Origin of the sequence: Bacillus sp. FSL R12-0074 (assembly GCF_038005725.1) — a bacterium.
Classification (GTDB): domain Bacteria; phylum Bacillota; class Bacilli; order Bacillales; family Bacillaceae_G; genus Bacillus_A; species Bacillus_A mycoides.
This window is the reverse complement of the sequence record NZ_JBBOTR010000001.1, coordinates 292,501-308,328: the sequence shown is the minus strand read 5'-3', so window position 1 is coordinate 308,328 and position 15,828 is coordinate 292,501. Positions and strand designations below refer to the sequence as shown.

Here is a 15,828-nt window from a genome sequence, read left to right as displayed (position 1 = left end):
ATCCCGCTGAGAAATCAGCGGGATTTTTTATACATTAGCTTTTCATCATCTCATGCCCAATTGCACGATATCCTATATCACTTCGGTAAAATAGACCATCACTCTCAATTTTACCGATTTCTTTATATACTTTATCTTTCGCTTCTTGTAAACTATTCGCCTTGCAAGCAACAAATAATACACGGCCACCGTTTGTTACAAAATCACCGTGTTTCATTACTGTCCCCGCATGGAAAACAATCACATCTTGCAGTGCATCTAATCCGTTAATAATTTCACCTTTTTTATACGCTTCTGGATATCCTTTAGAAGCAAGTACAACACCGATAACAGCATCTTCTGACCATTGTAAAGTTAGTTCACTTTCATCTAACACAGAGTTGCATACATCAACTAAATCATTTTCTAAGCGAGGTAATACAACTTCTGTTTCAGGATCACCAAAGCGTGCATTAAATTCAATTACCTTTGGACCATCATTCGTTAAAATAAGACCTGCGTATAAAATACCTGTAAACGAACGGTTTTCTGCAATCATCGCCTTGGCAGTTGGGTATAATACTGTTTGAATCGCTTCTTGAACTGCTGATTCTGGAATTTGTGGTACTGGAGAATATGCACCCATTCCACCTGTATTTGGACCTTTATCCCCATCAAAAGCGCGTTTATGATCTTGAGCAATTACCATCGGATGTACGGTTGTTCCATTTACGAATGCCATTAATGAAAATTCTTGTCCATCTAGAAACTCCTCAATAACGACCTTCTTGCTTGCTTCACCGAATTTCACATCTTGCAGCATTTCTTTCACAGCTTGTAATGCATCTTCAAGCGTCATTGCTACTGTTACACCTTTACCAGCAGCTAAACCATCTGCCTTAATTACAATCGGTGCACCAACTTTTTGAATATACTTTACTGCTTCTTCATAGTCTGTAAAAGTTTCATATGCCGCAGTTGGAATATCATACTTTTCCATAAGCTCTTTTGTAAAAGCTTTACTACCTTCAATAACAGCAGCTGCTTTATTAGGACCAAATACACGAAGGCCCTCTTCCTTAAAACGATCCACGATTCCGTTCATAAGTGGAATCTCTGGTCCAACGAAAGTTAATTCAACATTCTTCTCTTTTGCAAATAAGACTAATGCATCGAAATCATTCTCATCAATATCAACTGGTGTTGCAACATCTCGCATACCTTCATTACCTGGCGCTACATATACTTTTTCTACCTTTTCAGATTGTGCAAATTTCCAAGCTAAAGCATGCTCACGCCCACCGCGGCCAATTACTAAAACATTCATATTTCATCCCCCAATAATTAAATAAGTACAAACTAGAAGCTATGCTCCTAGTTTGGTTTTTCTACAATTACTCTATTAGTGTTTGAAATGACGTACGCCAGTGAACACCATCGTAATCCCATACATATCTGCCACTTTAATAGAATCCTCATCACGAATTGATCCACCTGGTTGGATAATTGCTGTAATACCAGCTTTTGCTGCTTCTTCTACTGTATCTGGCATTGGGAAGAAAGCATCAGATGCAAGTGCGCTACCTTGTGCTTTTTCGCCAGCTTGTGTAATTGCGATTTTTGCAGAACCTACACGGTTCATCTGTCCCGCACCTACACCAACTGTCATGTTATCATTCGCTAAAACAATTGCATTTGATTTCACATGTTTTACAACTTTCCAAGCTAGTTTTAAATCTTTCCACTCTTGCTCTGATGGTTCACGTTTCGTTGGAATTGAAATTGTACTTTCATCTAATGATAACGTATCTTCCTCTTGAACAAGAAGTCCACCTTGTACAGAAGTTAGCTTTTTACTTGCGCTTGTTGCTTTTTCAATATTTACAGTTAGTAAACGTAAATTTTTCTTACTTTGCAATACTTCTAAAGCTTCTTGTGAGAAAGAAGGTGCGATAACAATTTCTAAGAAAATTTCGTGTAACTTTTCTGCTGTAGCTTTATCAATTTCACGATTCGCTGCAATAATGCCTCCGAAGATTGATACTGGATCTGCTTCATAAGCGCGTGTGTATGCTTCATGAATATCCGTACCCACTCCAACACCACATGGATTCATATGTTTTACCGCTACTACTGCTGGTTCTGTAAATTCTTTTACGATACTAAGCGCTGCATCTGCATCGTTAATATTGTTATAAGATAATTCTTTACCGTGTAATTGTTCTGCATATGCAACAGAAGAAGTTGCAGCAAATGGTGCTTTATAGAATGTCGCTTTTTGATGCGGATTTTCGCCATAGCGTAAATCTTGTTTTTTCTCAAATGTCACCGTTAACGTTTCTGGGCTTTCTTCGCCCATTTGCTTTGTTAAGTAGTTAGAAATTAACGCATCATATGCCGCTGTATGACGGAATACTTTCGCTGCTAATTTACGTTTCGTTTCCTCTGTTACTTCACCGTTCTCTTTCAGTTCTGCTAATACAACATCATAATCTACTGGATCTACAACTACCGATACAAATTTATGATTTTTCGCAGCAGAGCGAATCATTGTTGGGCCACCGATATCAATATTTTCAATTGCATCAGCAAATGTTACATCAGGCTTAGCGATTGTTTCTTTAAATGGGTATAAGTTAACAACAACAAAGTCAATTGGTTGAATACCTAATTCATTCATTTGCGCTACATGCATTTCATTATCACGAACTGCTAATAGACCACCATGAATATTTGGATGTAATGTTTTTACACGACCATCCATAATTTCTGGGAAACCAGTTACTTCAGAAATACCAATTACTTGCAAGCCGTTTTCTTCTAATAATTTTTTCGTACCACCTGTTGAAATAACTTCAATCCCTTGTTCAAGTAAACCTTTAACAAATTCTACTACTCCTGTTTTATCTGAAACACTTACTAATGCACGCTTTTTCATTTATCCTTCACCCCTGGTTGTATGTTAGTTAACAGTTGGTTTTTTCACAGACTGAACAATTTGATTCACTGTATTTACGTATAATTTATGTTCAACTTGTTGAATTTTCTTTTGTAAGCTTTCTCTCGTATCCCCTTCAGAAACAACTACTGCTTCTTGTGCAATAATTGGACCTGTATCCATACCTGCATCTACATAGTGAATCGTTACTCCGGTTACTTTCACACCTGCTTCTAACGCTTGACCGACAGCATCTTTACCCGGAAAACTCGGTAATAGTGATGGATGAATATTAATAATCTTCCCACCGTACGCTCCTAGTAAAGTCGGCCCAATTAAACGCATATATCCAGCTAAAATAACATAATCAATTTCATACTCTTCTAGCTTTTTTAATATCTCTTTTTCAAATGCTTCTTTTGACTCATATGCTTTCGCTGAAAAGGAAAAACACGGAATATGGTGATAATGTGCCCGTCCAATAGCGCGTGCCTCTGGTTTATCACATACTAATAAACTAATATCTGCATCCAATCTTTTTTCTTCTACCGCATTAACGAGAGATTGAAAGTTAGATCCACTTCCAGAAGCAAAAACTGCTAATCTACTCATAGTGCTGTGCCCCCATTGAAAGTAACGCCAGCACCTTGTACAGTACGTCCAATAATACGCGCTGTTTCTCCTTGCTCTTCAAGAAGACGAACAACATCTTTTGCATCTTCTTCCTTCACCGCTACTACCATACCAATACCCATGTTAAAAATATTGAACATTTCTTTCTCTTCTAGTTTTCCAACCTCTTGAAGTAAACTAAAAATCGGTTGAACTTGCCAAGATCCTAATTCAATTTCCGCACCGATTCCTTCTGGCAACATACGTGGAATATTTTCAATGAATCCACCACCTGTAATATGTGCCATACCGTATACTTCATGTTTCTTCAATAGTTCTAAAATAGGTTTGACATAAATTTTCGTTGGTTTTAATAATTCTTCACCAAGAGGTAGTTCTAAGCGTCCGTAAATACGATTTAAAGATAGTTCTCCATCTTCTAGTAGCACTTTTCTTACTAAAGAATAACCGTTACTATGAATACCGCTAGATGCTAAGCCAATTAATACGTGACCAGCTTCAATTTTTTCACCTGTTACAATTTTCTTTTTATCAACAATTCCAACTGTAAAACCAGCTAAATCGTATTCTTCCGTAGAATACATTCCTGGCATTTCAGCTGTTTCTCCACCAATTAATGCACAACCAGCTTGGCGACAGCCCTCTGATATACCTTTGACGATGTTTTCAATTTTACTAGGTTCAGCTTTACCACAAGCAATATAATCAAGGAAGAAAAGCGGCTCTGCTCCTTGGACAACAATATCATTTACACACATTGCTACTGCATCAATACCAATTGTGTCATGTTTATCTGCCATAAAAGCGAGCATCAATTTCGTTCCCACGCCATCTGTTCCAGATACTAATACAGGTTCTTCTAATGCAAATTTTGATAGATCAAACATACCTCCAAAACCGCCTAAACCGCCTAGCACTTCTTTTCTCATTGTTGTTTGTACGTGTTTTTTCATGCGAGATACCGCTTCATATCCAGCTTCAATATCTACTCCTGCTTGCTTATATGCATTCGCCATCGTTATTTACACCTCGTCTTTTAATTTCTCCCCATCCAGGGCGGCCGTTTTAAGAAAGAAGCTAGCTTCTACATCAAAAGAAGTAGAAGCTTTTTTCTTCTTATTTCATACTTTCTAAAAGCTCTTGCTCATAATCATAAAGAGCTGTTGGATAGTCTCCATTGAAGTAAGCCATACATAGACCACCGTATTTCCCTTCATATGGGCGTCCAATTGCATCTACTAATCCATCTTCACTTAAAAATGTTAGTGAATCTGCTCCGATGATTTGACGGATTTCTTCTATTGAATTATTTGCTGCGATTAATTCTTTTCTCGTTTGAATATCAATGCCATAGAAGCATGGATACTTAAGAGGTGGTGAAGCAATTCTTACATGGACTTCTGTCGCTCCAGCCTCGCGAAGCATACGAACAATTCGTTTACTTGTCGTTCCTCTTACGATAGAATCGTCAATCATAACAACTCGTTTTCCTTCAACTACGCCTCTTACTGCTGAAAGCTTCATCTTAACCCCTTGCTCACGCAGTTCTTGAGAAGGTTGAATAAACGTACGTCCAACGTAACGATTTTTAATTAACCCTAACTCATACGGAATTCCTGTCGCCTCCGCATAACCAATTGCTGCTGAAATACTAGAGTCTGGTACACCAGTAACAACATCAGCTTCAATAGGAGCTTCCGCCGCTAAACGTTTCCCCATGTTTTTACGTGCTGCATGAACATTAATACCAGCGATATTAGAATCTGGACGTGCAAAGTAAATGTATTCCATACTGCAAATCGCATGGTCTACTTCATTTGTAAAACGATCTACGTGAATTCCTTCATCATTGATAATAAGCAATTCACCAGGTTCTACATCACGAATGTAAGTTGCACCAACTACATCGAAAGCACATGTTTCCGATGCTACAACGTAAGCATCCCCCATCTTTCCAATTGAAAGAGGACGGAATCCATTTGGATCTAGCGCAACGATCATTTCATTTCCAGTTAGTAAAAGATATGCAAACGCACCTTTCACTTTATTTAGAGCCTCTTTTACACTATCAATTAAAGAATCTTTTGTACTACGCTTAATGAGGTGTAAAAGTACTTCTGTATCTGAACTTGTTTGAAAAATACTTCCCTCTGCCTCTAATTCACGACGAAGCATTTTTGCATTAATTAAATTTCCGTTATGAGCTAACGCCATGCTATGATCGGAAAAACGGAATAATAATGGTTGAACGTTAGCAACTTCACTTCCACCAGCTGTTGCATATCGTACGTGTCCAATTGCTGATTTCCCGTTTAATCCCTCTAGCTCACCTCTTGAAAACACTTCTGATATTAAACCTAACCCCTTGTGACCGATGATTTTTTCCCCATTATTTACAACAATGCCTGCGCCCTCTTGCCCACGGTGCTGCAAACTGTGCAATCCGTAGTACGAAACTTGTGCTGCATTTTCATGCCCCCAAATTCCAAAAACGCCACATTCTTCATTTAACCCCTTTATTTCAGCAAGCATGGGATTGCCCCTTTCCAAGCCTTTCTCATTTCATCTACATTTGCTGTAAGTAATACTTCATTTTCTTCATTATGAATTGTTACTTCATTTGTATTTGTCACTTCTCCAACTTGAATTGCTTCAACCGCTTTCTCAAATGCTTCTTTATTTTCACGTTTTACAGTTATAACGAAGCGAGATTGTGATTCTGCAAATAATACTGCTGTTGCTTCTCCGTCTAATTTCACAGTAGCACCTAAACCGTTAGCACCAATTGCACTTTCAGTAATTGCAACTGCTAAACCACCTTCTGCAACATCATGTGCAGATTGAACAAGGCCAGCTTGAATTGCTGCTAGTACTTGCTTTTGGCGTTTTAATTCTACATCTAGATCGATGCTTGGTGATTGACCGAAAATTTTTCCGTAGATCATTTTCTGTAATTCACTTCCACCAAACTCAGCTTTCGTCTCTCCAATTACATAAACTAAATCGCCAGCTTGTTTAAATTCTTGTGTTGTTACGTGTTTTAAATCGTGTACAAGTCCAACCATCCCAACAGTTGGTGTTGGATATACAGCTTCACCACTACGCTCGTTATACATTGATACATTCCCGCCGATAACTGGCGTTTGTAACTTGCGGCAAGCTTCACTCATACCGTCTACTGATTTCTCAATTTGCCAGAAGATCTCTGGTTTTTCTGGGTTACCGAAGTTTAAGCAATCTGTAATTGCAAGTGGCTCCCCGCCAGAACATACGATATTACGTGCTGCCTCTGCTACTGCAATTTTACCGCCCACTTCTGGATCTAAATAAATGTAGCGAGAGTTACAATCTGTCGTCATTGCTAATCCTTTTTCTGTGCCGCGTACACGTATAACCGCTGCATCTGAACCTGGTGTAACGATTGTGCTAGTGCGCACTTGATAATCATATTGATCATATACCCACTCTTTACTTGCAATCGTTGGTTGTTGTAATAAAGATAATAACGTTTCTTTATAATCTTCTACTTTTGGTGTTTCCATTTTCATCTGCTGGAACTCAGCAAAGTATGCTGCTTCTTTTGACGGTTTATGATAAATTGGTGCTTCTTCTGCAAGAGCATCCGCCGGTACTTCAGCTACCATTTCGTCTTTATGGAATAGGCGAAGCATTTTATCTTCAGTTACTTTCCCCATCGTAACTGCTGCAAGACCATACTTCTCAAATAAATCTACTATTTCTTGCTCTCTACCTTTTTTCACAACGATTAACATACGCTCTTGTGATTCAGATAACATCATTTCATATGGAGTCATTCCTGTTTCACGCTGCGGTACATCATCTAAGTACATTTCAATACCCATACCTGCTTTACTTGCCATTTCTGCAGAAGATGATGTTAAACCAGCAGCTCCCATATCTTGAATTCCAACAAGTGCATCAGACTGAATAAGTTCTAAACATGCTTCAATAAGAAGTTTCTCCATAAATGGATCCCCTACTTGAACTGCCGGACGCTTCGCTTCTGAGCTTTCAGATAACTCTTCAGATGCGAATGTTGCACCGTGAATACCATCACGACCAGTTGATGCTCCTACGTACATTACTGTATTACCAGCACCATGTGCTTGCCCTTTTTTAATATCTTCATGATTAATTAGGCCTACACACATTGCATTTACAAGTGGATTTCCTTCATAACATGGATCAAACTGTACTTCGCCGCCAACAGTAGGAATACCAATGCAGTTACCGTATCCTGCGATTCCTGCTACTACTTCTTCAAATAAATATTTCACGCGTGGTGATTGTAATTCACCGAAGCGAAGTGAGTTTAATAGAGCTACCGGGCGTGCTCCCATAGAGAATACATCGCGAATAATACCACCGACACCTGTCGCTGCCCCTTGATATGGCTCAATTGCAGAAGGATGGTTATGACTTTCCATTTTAAATACAACCGCTTGATTATCACCGATATCTACAATTCCAGCGCCTTCTCCAGGTCCTTGTAAGACACGCTCACCTGTCGTTGGAAACTTACGAAGAACTGGCTTTGAATTTTTATAACTACAATGTTCAGACCACATAACAGAAAATAGTCCCGTTTCTGTATAATTCGGCAAACGGCCTAAAATCTTTTCAACCATGGCAAACTCTTCGTCTGTTAGCCCCATTTCCGCGTATATACGCTCTTCTTTAATTTGTGTTGGATTTGGCTCAAGCATTAACGACATATGTTTCCCTCCACTGTTTTAAGATAGATTGAAAGACTTTTAACCCTTCAGCACCGCCAAGTAATTCATCTACAGCACGCTCTGGGTGTGGCATCATACCAAGAACATTTCCTTTTTCATTTACAATACCTGCAATATCTGAAACGCTTCCATTCGGATTTTCTACGTAACGGAATGCGATTTGATTATTCTCTTCTAATTGTTTAAGAGTTGCTTCATCACAATAGTAATTCCCCTCACCATGTGCAATTGGAATATTGATTACTTCATTTTTTTCATATTGTGATGTAAACATAGTTTCATTATTTTCAACACGTAACTGAACCGTACGGCACATAAACTTTAAGTTTTCGTTTCTCATTAATGCTCCTGGTAGTAATCCTGATTCAACAAGAATCTGGAATCCATTACACACTCCTAAAATTGGCTTTCCTTGCTCAGCAGCTTTTTGCACTGCTTTCATTGCGTTAGCAAAGCGAGAAATAGCACCACAACGTAAATAGTCACCGTAAGAGAATCCACCTGGTAGTAAAATTGCATCATATTCATCTAAATTCTCTCTATCGTGCCAAACGTAATCTACTTCTTCACCAAGCTCATCTTTAATTGCATGGAACATATCGACATCACAGTTCGAACCTGGGAATACTATGACTGCAAATTTCACTGTGCGACAACCTCCTCAACTTCATAACGGAAGTCTTCCATTACAACGTTTGCTAATAATTTTTCACACATTTCTTTTACCTTGCTATCCAGATCAGATACTGATTTATCAATTGTTAATTCCATATATTTTCCGATTCGAACGTCTTGTACTTCTGTAAATGAAAGACTATGAAGCGCTCCCTTTACCGCAGTTCCTTGTGGATCTAATACACTTTCTCTTAACGTTACATATACCTTAACTTTATACATGTGAAGCTCCCCCTAAACGTTTTAAAATTTCTTCATATGCTTCTGTTAAATTCCCAAGATCACGACGGAATACATCTTTATCAAATTTTTCATTGCTCGTTTCATCCCATAAACGGCAAGTATCTGGTGAAATTTCATCTGCTAATATGATTTCCCCTTCTTCTGTTACGCCAAACTCTAATTTAAAATCTACTAATCTTACACGACAGCTTGCGAAATGCTCAATCATCACTTGATTGATTTGTAGAGCTGCATCTCGTAATACGCTTACTTGCTCTGGTGTTGCAACATTTAACAAACGAATATGATCTTCCGTTACAAGTGGATCTCCTAAATCATCATCTTTGTAGTAAAATTCTACGATTGGTGTTGTAAGAGCAGTTCCTTCTTCCATTCCTAGTCTTTTTGAAAGACTACCTGCAATTACGTTTCTTGTGACAACTTCTAATGGAATAATACTCACCTTTTTGACAAGTTGTTCTGTATCAGATAACTTCTCCACAAAGTGTGTTTTAATTCCAACTTCTTGTAACTTTCTGAACAATAAAGTTGTAATCTCATTGTTCAAACGACCTTTTCCTGTAATTGTCGCTTTTTTCTCCCCATTGAAAGCAGTCGCACTATCTTTGTACTCTACCCAAACCATATCTGCTGCTTCTGTACGATAAATTCTTTTTGCCTTACCTTCATACAGCAATTCTAGCTTTTGCATTTCGCAAGCCCCCTGTAGTTTGAAAAATGTGAATAATATTTTTATAAAGAATGGCACAGAATGACTCTATTCTGTGCCATATGAAATTTTACGCTTCGTTTAATCCAAGGCGTTCAAAGATTGTATCAACGTGTTGCATATGATGTTCATAATTGAAACATTCGTTAATTTCTTCTTGCGTTAACTTACTTGTAATACGCTCATCAGATTCTACAAGCTCTTTAAATTGTACTTGTGTTTCCCAAGCTTCCATTGCTTTAGGCTGTACGATATCATAAGCTTCTTCACGTACCAGACCTTTGTCAATTAGTGTAAGCATTACGCGCTGAGAGTAAATTAAGCCGTATGTTCTTGTCATATTGCGTTTCATATTCTCTGGGAATACAGTTAAGTTTTTAACGATATTACCAAAGCGATTTAACATGTAATTTAACGCGATTGTAGCATCTGGTAAAATTACGCGTTCTGCAGAAGAGTGAGAGATATCACGCTCATGCCATAACGGAACATTCTCGTAAGCTGTCATCATATAACCGCGGATAACACGAGCTAAACCAGTCATATTTTCAGATCCAATTGGATTACGTTTATGCGGCATTGCAGAAGAACCTTTTTGACCTTTTGCGAAAGCCTCTTCAACTTCACGTGTTTCACTCTTTTGTAAACCACGAATCTCAACTGCCATCTTTTCAACAGATGTTGCGATTAGTGCAAGTGTTGACATGTAATGTGCATGACGATCACGTTGCAATGTTTGTGTTGAAATTGGTGCTGCTTCTAATCCTAAGTTTTCACAAACATACTTTTCTACGAATGGATCAATATTTGCATATGTACCAACCGCACCAGATAATTTACCAACGCGAACTGTATCAGCAGCTTGTTTGAAACGCTCTACGTTACGTTTCATTTCTTCATACCAAAGACCAAGTTTTAAACCAAATGTTGTTGGCTCTGCATGTACACCGTGTGTTCTTCCCATCATGATCGTGTATTTATGCTCTTTCGCTTTATTAGCTAAAATACTAACAAAGTTTTCTAAGTCTTTTAACAAGATTTCATTTGCTTGTTTTAAGATATAAGATAACGCTGTATCTACTACGTCTGTAGATGTTAAACCGTAATGAACCCATTTACGTTCCTCGCCTAATGTTGGTGTTTCTGATACAGCACGAGTGAAAGCAACTACGTCATGACGTGTTTCTTTTTCAATTTCATAAATACGATCAATATCAAATGATGCATGTTCACGAATTTTTTTCACATCTTCTTTTGGAATATCGCCAAGCTCAGCCCATGCTTCACACGCTAAAATCTCAACTTCTAACCACGCTTTAAATTTGTTCTCTTCCGTCCAAATCGCACCCATTTCAGGGCGTGTATAACGATTAATCATCTTTTTCCCTCCAACAGTTGTTCTTGATGGTCCCAAATATGCAAACTCTTCGCTTTTTCTAGAGCGACTTCAATATTATCATTTAAAATATTAACATGCCCCATTTTTCGCTGTGCTTTTGCTTCTTCTTTTCCATACAAGTGTAAATAGCACCCGGTTAGTCTATTCACTTGTCCTAGGACCCCTTCTATATGTTCGCCTAAAATGTTAACCATGACAACTGGTTTTAACAAATTTGTTTCTCCAAGAGGTAAATTACAGATTGCTCGAATATGTTGACCAAATTGACTCGTTTCACATGCATCCTGTGTATAGTGTCCTGAATTGTGAGGTCTTGGTGCTAATTCATTAATGTAAATCTCACCGTCAGCTGTAGCAAACATCTCTACCGCTAGTGTTCCCACAAGTTCTAGTTCATCCGCAAGTACCTTTGCGTAAGCAATTGCTTTTTGAGAAAGTTCTTCTGTAATGCGGGCTGGAACGATAGATTCATGCAAAATGTTATTTACATGAATATTTTCCGCTACCGGAAATACTTTCGTTTCACCACTTACACTACGAATTACAATAACTGATACTTCTTTTTCAAAAGGCACCCATTTTTCTAGAATGCACTCTGCTTTATTAGTAAGTTCTTTTGCTCTCACAACATCAGCTTCACTCTTTAAAACCACTTGCCCTTTACCATCGTATCCACCTGTCGTTGTTTTTAAGACAGAAGGGAAAGATAACTCTTTAATTGCTTCTGTAAGTTGATCTTGATTTTGAACCAATCTATACGATGCTACTGGTAACCCAGCTTTTTCAATTGCATTCTTTTCTGTAAAACGATTTTGCGTTTTATTTAACAACTGACTACCTTGTGGTAAGTAAGCATGTTTTTCAAGCCATTGTAAACATCTATAATCAATATTCTCAAATTCATATGTGACAACGTCGCTTATCTCTGCTAAATGCTGAATTGCTTTTAAATCGTCATATTGTGCAACGACTTCAACATCAGCAACTTGTGCACATGGTGAATGCTTTGTAGGATCTAAAACAGCAATTTTATAACCCATTTCCTTAGCTGCCAACGCCATCATTCTTCCAAGCTGGCCGCCTCCAATAATGCCGATTGTTTTTCCAGGTAAAATGATTCTCGTCATACTAGCTCACTACCTTCACGCACAGTTTTCTCAATAGCTTCTCGTCTCAACTCTAATGCATCATGTATATCATCATGAAATGATCCAAGTATTTGTGCAGCAAGCAATCCAGCATTTGTTGAACCAGCCTTACCAATTGCAACAGTTGCGACTGGAACCCCTCCTGGCATTTGGACAATGGATAATAATGAATCTAGGCCGTTTAACGCTTTTGATTGAACTGGGACACCGATTACAGGAAGATTTGTCTTGGCTGCAACCATTCCTGGTAAATGCGCTGCTCCACCAGCTCCAGCAATAATAATTTTTACTCCACGTTCACGAGCTGTTTCTGCATATTCAAACATATAATCCGGAGTCCGATGAGCGGATACAACTTTTTTCTCATACGGTATATTTAATTCATCTAAAATGTCACAAGCATATTTCATTGTTTCCCAGTCTGACGTGCTTCCCATTATGACTCCAACTAGTGATTTCATATTAGAATCCCCCCGATTCAAATAAAAAAAGCCTGAAATAGAACAGTTTCTCTTTTACTATGAGAGAAAGTGCTCTACTCAGGCATACGTATCCCTTGTGAATAGAAAAATACCGAGTGACTTTCCCTCATAGTCTAACGAATAACGGTCGTTAGGTAGAGACTTGCAGGCCATATCCCCGCGATTATATGAGGTCTTATATATTATTGTTTCTATGGCTATATTAACAATATTTCATAAACAATGTCAATAAATAATCGAATGTTTTTTTATTAGTCATCGATAACGTTCGTGTTTTAGTTATATTCAAAAGAAGAATTGCAACTATATGCAAGAAGGAAAGGGAATTAGAATATATATTTCTAGAGATCTATTTTACGTATAACTATTTATATAATACTTCAGTATGTTTTAATCAATATATATACTCTCTTGTATTCTATACATCAATAGAACTTATATTATAACGATTTAATTTCTAAGGAGGAATAACCATGAAAAAAAATAACTGTGCTATTATCCTATTTATTTTTCTCTATCGCAGTAATTGCTGTAATTATTGAATGGTTATTTATATCATCCCATTTTTTCTACTCTCATTATTATGATAGAAATAATCTTTCCTATTCTTAGGGATTATTTTAAGAGCGTTCGAAAAATCCGGAGCACAAAAAATCATTACCATTATTTTAAACTGCCTCTATTTCATTATTTTTTCGTCTTTAGGGTTATTAAATTTATGGATTTTAACCTTCGGTAAATAAAAATAAACACAAAAAAACCTAAGTCGAAACGACTTAGGTTTTTGCTTGGCGACGTCCTACTCTCACAGGGACAAGGTCCCAACTACCATCGGCGCTAGAGAGCTTAACTTCCGTGTTCGGTATGGGAACGGGTGTGACCTCTCTGCCATCATCACCAAACTATGAAGGTATATTCCTTCAAAACTAGATAACATTTGCTTCATATTATATGGTTAAGTCCTCGATCTATTAGTATTCGTCAGCTCCACATGTCACCATGCTTCCACCTCGAACCTATCAACCTGATCATCTTTCAGGGATCTTACTAGCTTACGCTATGGGAAATCTCATCTTGAGGGGGGCTTCATGCTTAGATGCTTTCAGCACTTATCCCTTCCGCACATAGCTACCCAGCTATGCCCTTGGCAGAACAACTGGTACACCAGCGGTGCGTCCATCCCGGTCCTCTCGTACTAAGGACAGCTCCTCTCAAATTTCCTGCGCCCACGACGGATAGGGACCGAACTGTCTCACGACGTTCTGAACCCAGCTCGCGTACCGCTTTAATGGGCGAACAGCCCAACCCTTGGGACCGACTACAGCCCCAGGATGCGATGAGCCGACATCGAGGTGCCAAACCTCCCCGTCGATGTGGACTCTTGGGGGAGATAAGCCTGTTATCCCCGGGGTAGCTTTTATCCGTTGAGCGATGGCCCTTCCATGCGGAACCACCGGATCACTAAGCCCGACTTTCGTCCCTGCTCGACTTGTAGGTCTCGCAGTCAAGCTCCCTTATGCCTTTGCACTCTACGAATGATTTCCAACCATTCTGAGGGAACCTTTGGGCGCCTCCGTTACACTTTAGGAGGCGACCGCCCCAGTCAAACTGCCCACCTGACACTGTCTCCCGGGTCGATGAGACCCGTAGGTTAGAATTTCAATACAGTCAGGGCGGTATCCCACCAGCGCCTCCACCGAAGCTAGCGCTCCGGTTTCAATGGCTCCCGCCTATCCTGTACAAACTGTACCAAAATTCAATATCAGGCTACAGTAAAGCTCCACGGGGTCTTTCCGTCCTGTCGCGGGTAACCTGCATCTTCACAGGTACTATAATTTCACCGAGTCTCTGGTTGAGACAGTGCCCAAATCGTTACACCTTTCGTGCGGGTCGGAACTTACCCGACAAGGAATTTCGCTACCTTAGGACCGTTATAGTTACGGCCGCCGTTTACTGGGGCTTCAGTTCAGAGCTTCGCTTACGCTAACCCCTCTCCTTAACCTTCCAGCACCGGGCAGGTGTCAGCCCCTATACTTCGCCTTACGGCTTCGCAGAGACCTGTGTTTTTGCTAAACAGTCGCTTGGGCCTATTCACTGCGGCTTTCCGTTAAGAAAGCACCCCTTCTCCCGAAGTTACGGGGTCATTTTGCCGAGTTCCTTAACCAGAGTTCTCTCGCACACCTTAGGATTCTCTCCTCGCCTACCTGTGTCGGTTTGCGGTACAGGCACCTTTTATCTCGCTAGAAGCTTTTCTTGGCAGCGGGGAATCAAAGACTTCGCTCCATAAGGAGCTTCCCCATCACAGCTCAGCCTTCACGATAAGCGGATTTGCCTACTTATCAGCCTAACTGCTTGGACGTGCACAACCAATCGCACGCTTCTTCTATCCTTCTGCGTCCCTCCATTGCTCAAACGATAAAGAGGTGGTACAGGAATATCAACCTGTTGTCCATCGCCTACGCCTGTCGGCCTCGGCTTAGGTCCTGACTAACCCTGAGCGGACGAGCCTTCCTCAGGAAACCTTAGGCATTCGGTGGACGGGATTCTCACCCGTCTTTCGCTACTCATACCGGCATTCTCACTTCTAAGCGCTCCACCAGTCCTTCCGGTCTGACTTCACTGCACTTAGAACGCTCCCCTACCACTGATACCATTGGTATCAATTCGCAGCTTCGGTGGTGTATTTAGCCCCGGTACATTTTCGGCGCAGAGTCACTCGACTAGTGAGCTATTACGCACTCTTTAAATGGTGGCTGCTTCTGAGCCAACATCCTAGTTGTCTAAGCAACTCCACATCCTTTTCCACTTAATACACACTTTGGGACCTTAGCTGGCGATCTGGGCTGTTTCCCTCTTGACTACGGA

The 15,828-nt window shown here is 39.6% G+C and carries 12 protein-coding genes, 2 rRNA genes, 1 pseudogene and 1 riboswitch (1 of these 16 only partly in view); of the genes and pseudogenes, 1 reads left to right on the top strand and 14 read right to left on the bottom strand.

The window, feature by feature from the left end:
- Window positions 1-34: 34 nt before the first annotated feature.
- The 12 genes from purD to purE all read right to left on the bottom strand — a co-directional run bounded on the left by purD (window position 35) and on the right by purE (window position 12,942).
- Window positions 35-1,306, bottom strand: coding sequence for a phosphoribosylamine--glycine ligase (gene purD, locus NSS97_RS01695; protein ID WP_341111301.1), 1,272 nt, complete (start codon window positions 1,304-1,306; stop codon window positions 35-37).
- Between the two features lie 75 nt (window positions 1,307-1,381).
- Window positions 1,382-2,917, bottom strand: coding sequence for a bifunctional phosphoribosylaminoimidazolecarboxamide formyltransferase/IMP cyclohydrolase (purH, locus tag NSS97_RS01690; protein ID WP_341111299.1), 1,536 nt, complete (start codon window positions 2,915-2,917; stop codon window positions 1,382-1,384).
- Window positions 2,918-2,941: 24 nt separating this feature from the next.
- Window positions 2,942-3,529 carry a phosphoribosylglycinamide formyltransferase gene (purN, locus tag NSS97_RS01685; protein WP_044444267.1) on the bottom strand — a complete coding sequence of 196 codons (588 nt, stop codon included), beginning with the start codon at window positions 3,527-3,529 and terminating at the stop codon, window positions 2,942-2,944.
- On the bottom strand, window positions 3,526-4,566 hold the full coding sequence (purM, locus tag NSS97_RS01680; RefSeq protein WP_341111296.1) for a phosphoribosylformylglycinamidine cyclo-ligase: 1,041 nt from the start codon (window positions 4,564-4,566) through the stop codon (window positions 3,526-3,528). The genes purN and purM overlap by 4 nt, the downstream gene beginning before the upstream one ends.
- A 100-nt stretch (window positions 4,567-4,666) precedes the next feature.
- Window positions 4,667-6,082, bottom strand: coding sequence for an amidophosphoribosyltransferase (gene purF, locus NSS97_RS01675; RefSeq protein WP_002124870.1), 1,416 nt, complete (start codon window positions 6,080-6,082; stop codon window positions 4,667-4,669).
- Complete coding sequence (gene purL, locus NSS97_RS01670; protein WP_016096971.1) at window positions 6,067-8,286, bottom strand: phosphoribosylformylglycinamidine synthase II; 2,220 nt, start codon at window positions 8,284-8,286, stop codon at window positions 6,067-6,069. Before purL ends, purF begins: the two co-directional genes overlap by 16 nt.
- The gene (gene purQ, locus NSS97_RS01665) at window positions 8,270-8,953 is read right to left on the bottom strand and encodes a phosphoribosylformylglycinamidine synthase subunit PurQ (protein WP_002140189.1); all 684 of its coding nucleotides are present in this window, start codon (window positions 8,951-8,953) and stop codon (window positions 8,270-8,272) included. The genes purL and purQ overlap by 17 nt, the downstream gene beginning before the upstream one ends.
- A complete protein-coding gene (gene purS, locus NSS97_RS01660; protein WP_000278823.1) occupies window positions 8,950-9,204 on the bottom strand; it encodes a phosphoribosylformylglycinamidine synthase subunit PurS in 255 nt (84 codons plus the stop codon). Before purS ends, purQ begins: the two co-directional genes overlap by 4 nt.
- Window positions 9,197-9,916: a phosphoribosylaminoimidazolesuccinocarboxamide synthase gene (gene purC / locus NSS97_RS01655; protein WP_002029482.1), complete on the bottom strand. Its 720-nt coding sequence runs from the start codon at window positions 9,914-9,916 to the stop codon at window positions 9,197-9,199. Before purC ends, purS begins: the two co-directional genes overlap by 8 nt.
- An 88-nt stretch (window positions 9,917-10,004) precedes the next feature.
- Window positions 10,005-11,312, bottom strand: a complete 1,308-nt coding sequence (gene purB, locus NSS97_RS01650; RefSeq protein ID WP_002139387.1) for an adenylosuccinate lyase — start codon at window positions 11,310-11,312, stop codon at window positions 10,005-10,007.
- Window positions 11,309-12,460 carry a 5-(carboxyamino)imidazole ribonucleotide synthase gene (gene purK / locus NSS97_RS01645; protein WP_044444265.1) on the bottom strand — a complete coding sequence of 384 codons (1,152 nt, stop codon included), beginning with the start codon at window positions 12,458-12,460 and terminating at the stop codon, window positions 11,309-11,311. The genes purB and purK overlap by 4 nt, the downstream gene beginning before the upstream one ends.
- Window positions 12,457-12,942 (bottom strand): 5-(carboxyamino)imidazole ribonucleotide mutase, encoded by a 486-nt coding sequence (gene purE / locus NSS97_RS01640; RefSeq protein WP_341111291.1) that lies wholly within the window; start codon window positions 12,940-12,942, stop codon window positions 12,457-12,459. The genes purK and purE overlap by 4 nt, the downstream gene beginning before the upstream one ends.
- Window positions 12,943-13,052: 110 nt before the next feature.
- Window positions 13,053-13,154: riboswitch (purine riboswitch) on the bottom strand.
- Between the two features lie 298 nt (window positions 13,155-13,452).
- Between purE and NSS97_RS01635 the strand changes: the two are divergent.
- A pseudogene (locus tag NSS97_RS01635) lies at window positions 13,453-13,706 on the top strand (hypothetical protein).
- A 43-nt stretch (window positions 13,707-13,749) separates the two neighbouring features.
- Here the strand turns inward: NSS97_RS01635 and rrf are convergent.
- Window positions 13,750-13,865, bottom strand: a 5S ribosomal RNA gene (gene rrf, locus NSS97_RS01630).
- Between the two features lie 49 nt (window positions 13,866-13,914).
- Window positions 13,915-15,828 (bottom strand): 23S ribosomal RNA (locus NSS97_RS01625) (it continues 1,008 nt past the right edge of the window).

Coding starts and splice junctions, on each gene's coding strand:
- purD (WP_341111301.1), bottom strand. CDS start 1,306: ATGAATGTTTTAGTAATTGGCCGCGGTGGGCGTGAGCATGCTTTAGCT.
- purH (WP_341111299.1), bottom strand. CDS start 2,917: ATGAAAAAGCGTGCATTAGTAAGTGTTTCAGATAAAACAGGAGTAGTA.
- purN (WP_044444267.1), bottom strand. CDS start 3,529: ATGAGTAGATTAGCAGTTTTTGCTTCTGGAAGTGGATCTAACTTTCAA.
- purM (WP_341111296.1), bottom strand. CDS start 4,566: ATGGCGAATGCATATAAGCAAGCAGGAGTAGATATTGAAGCTGGATAT.
- purF (WP_002124870.1), bottom strand. CDS start 6,082: ATGCTTGCTGAAATAAAGGGGTTAAATGAAGAATGTGGCGTTTTTGGA.
- purL (WP_016096971.1), bottom strand. CDS start 8,286: ATGTCGTTAATGCTTGAGCCAAATCCAACACAAATTAAAGAAGAGCGT.
- purS (WP_000278823.1), bottom strand. CDS start 9,204: ATGTATAAAGTTAAGGTATATGTAACGTTAAGAGAAAGTGTATTAGAT.
- purC (WP_002029482.1), bottom strand. CDS start 9,916: ATGCAAAAGCTAGAATTGCTGTATGAAGGTAAGGCAAAAAGAATTTAT.
- purB (WP_002139387.1), bottom strand. CDS start 11,312: ATGATTAATCGTTATACACGCCCTGAAATGGGTGCGATTTGGACGGAA.
- purK (WP_044444265.1), bottom strand. CDS start 12,460: ATGACGAGAATCATTTTACCTGGAAAAACAATCGGCATTATTGGAGGC.
- purE (WP_341111291.1), bottom strand. CDS start 12,942: ATGAAATCACTAGTTGGAGTCATAATGGGAAGCACGTCAGACTGGGAA.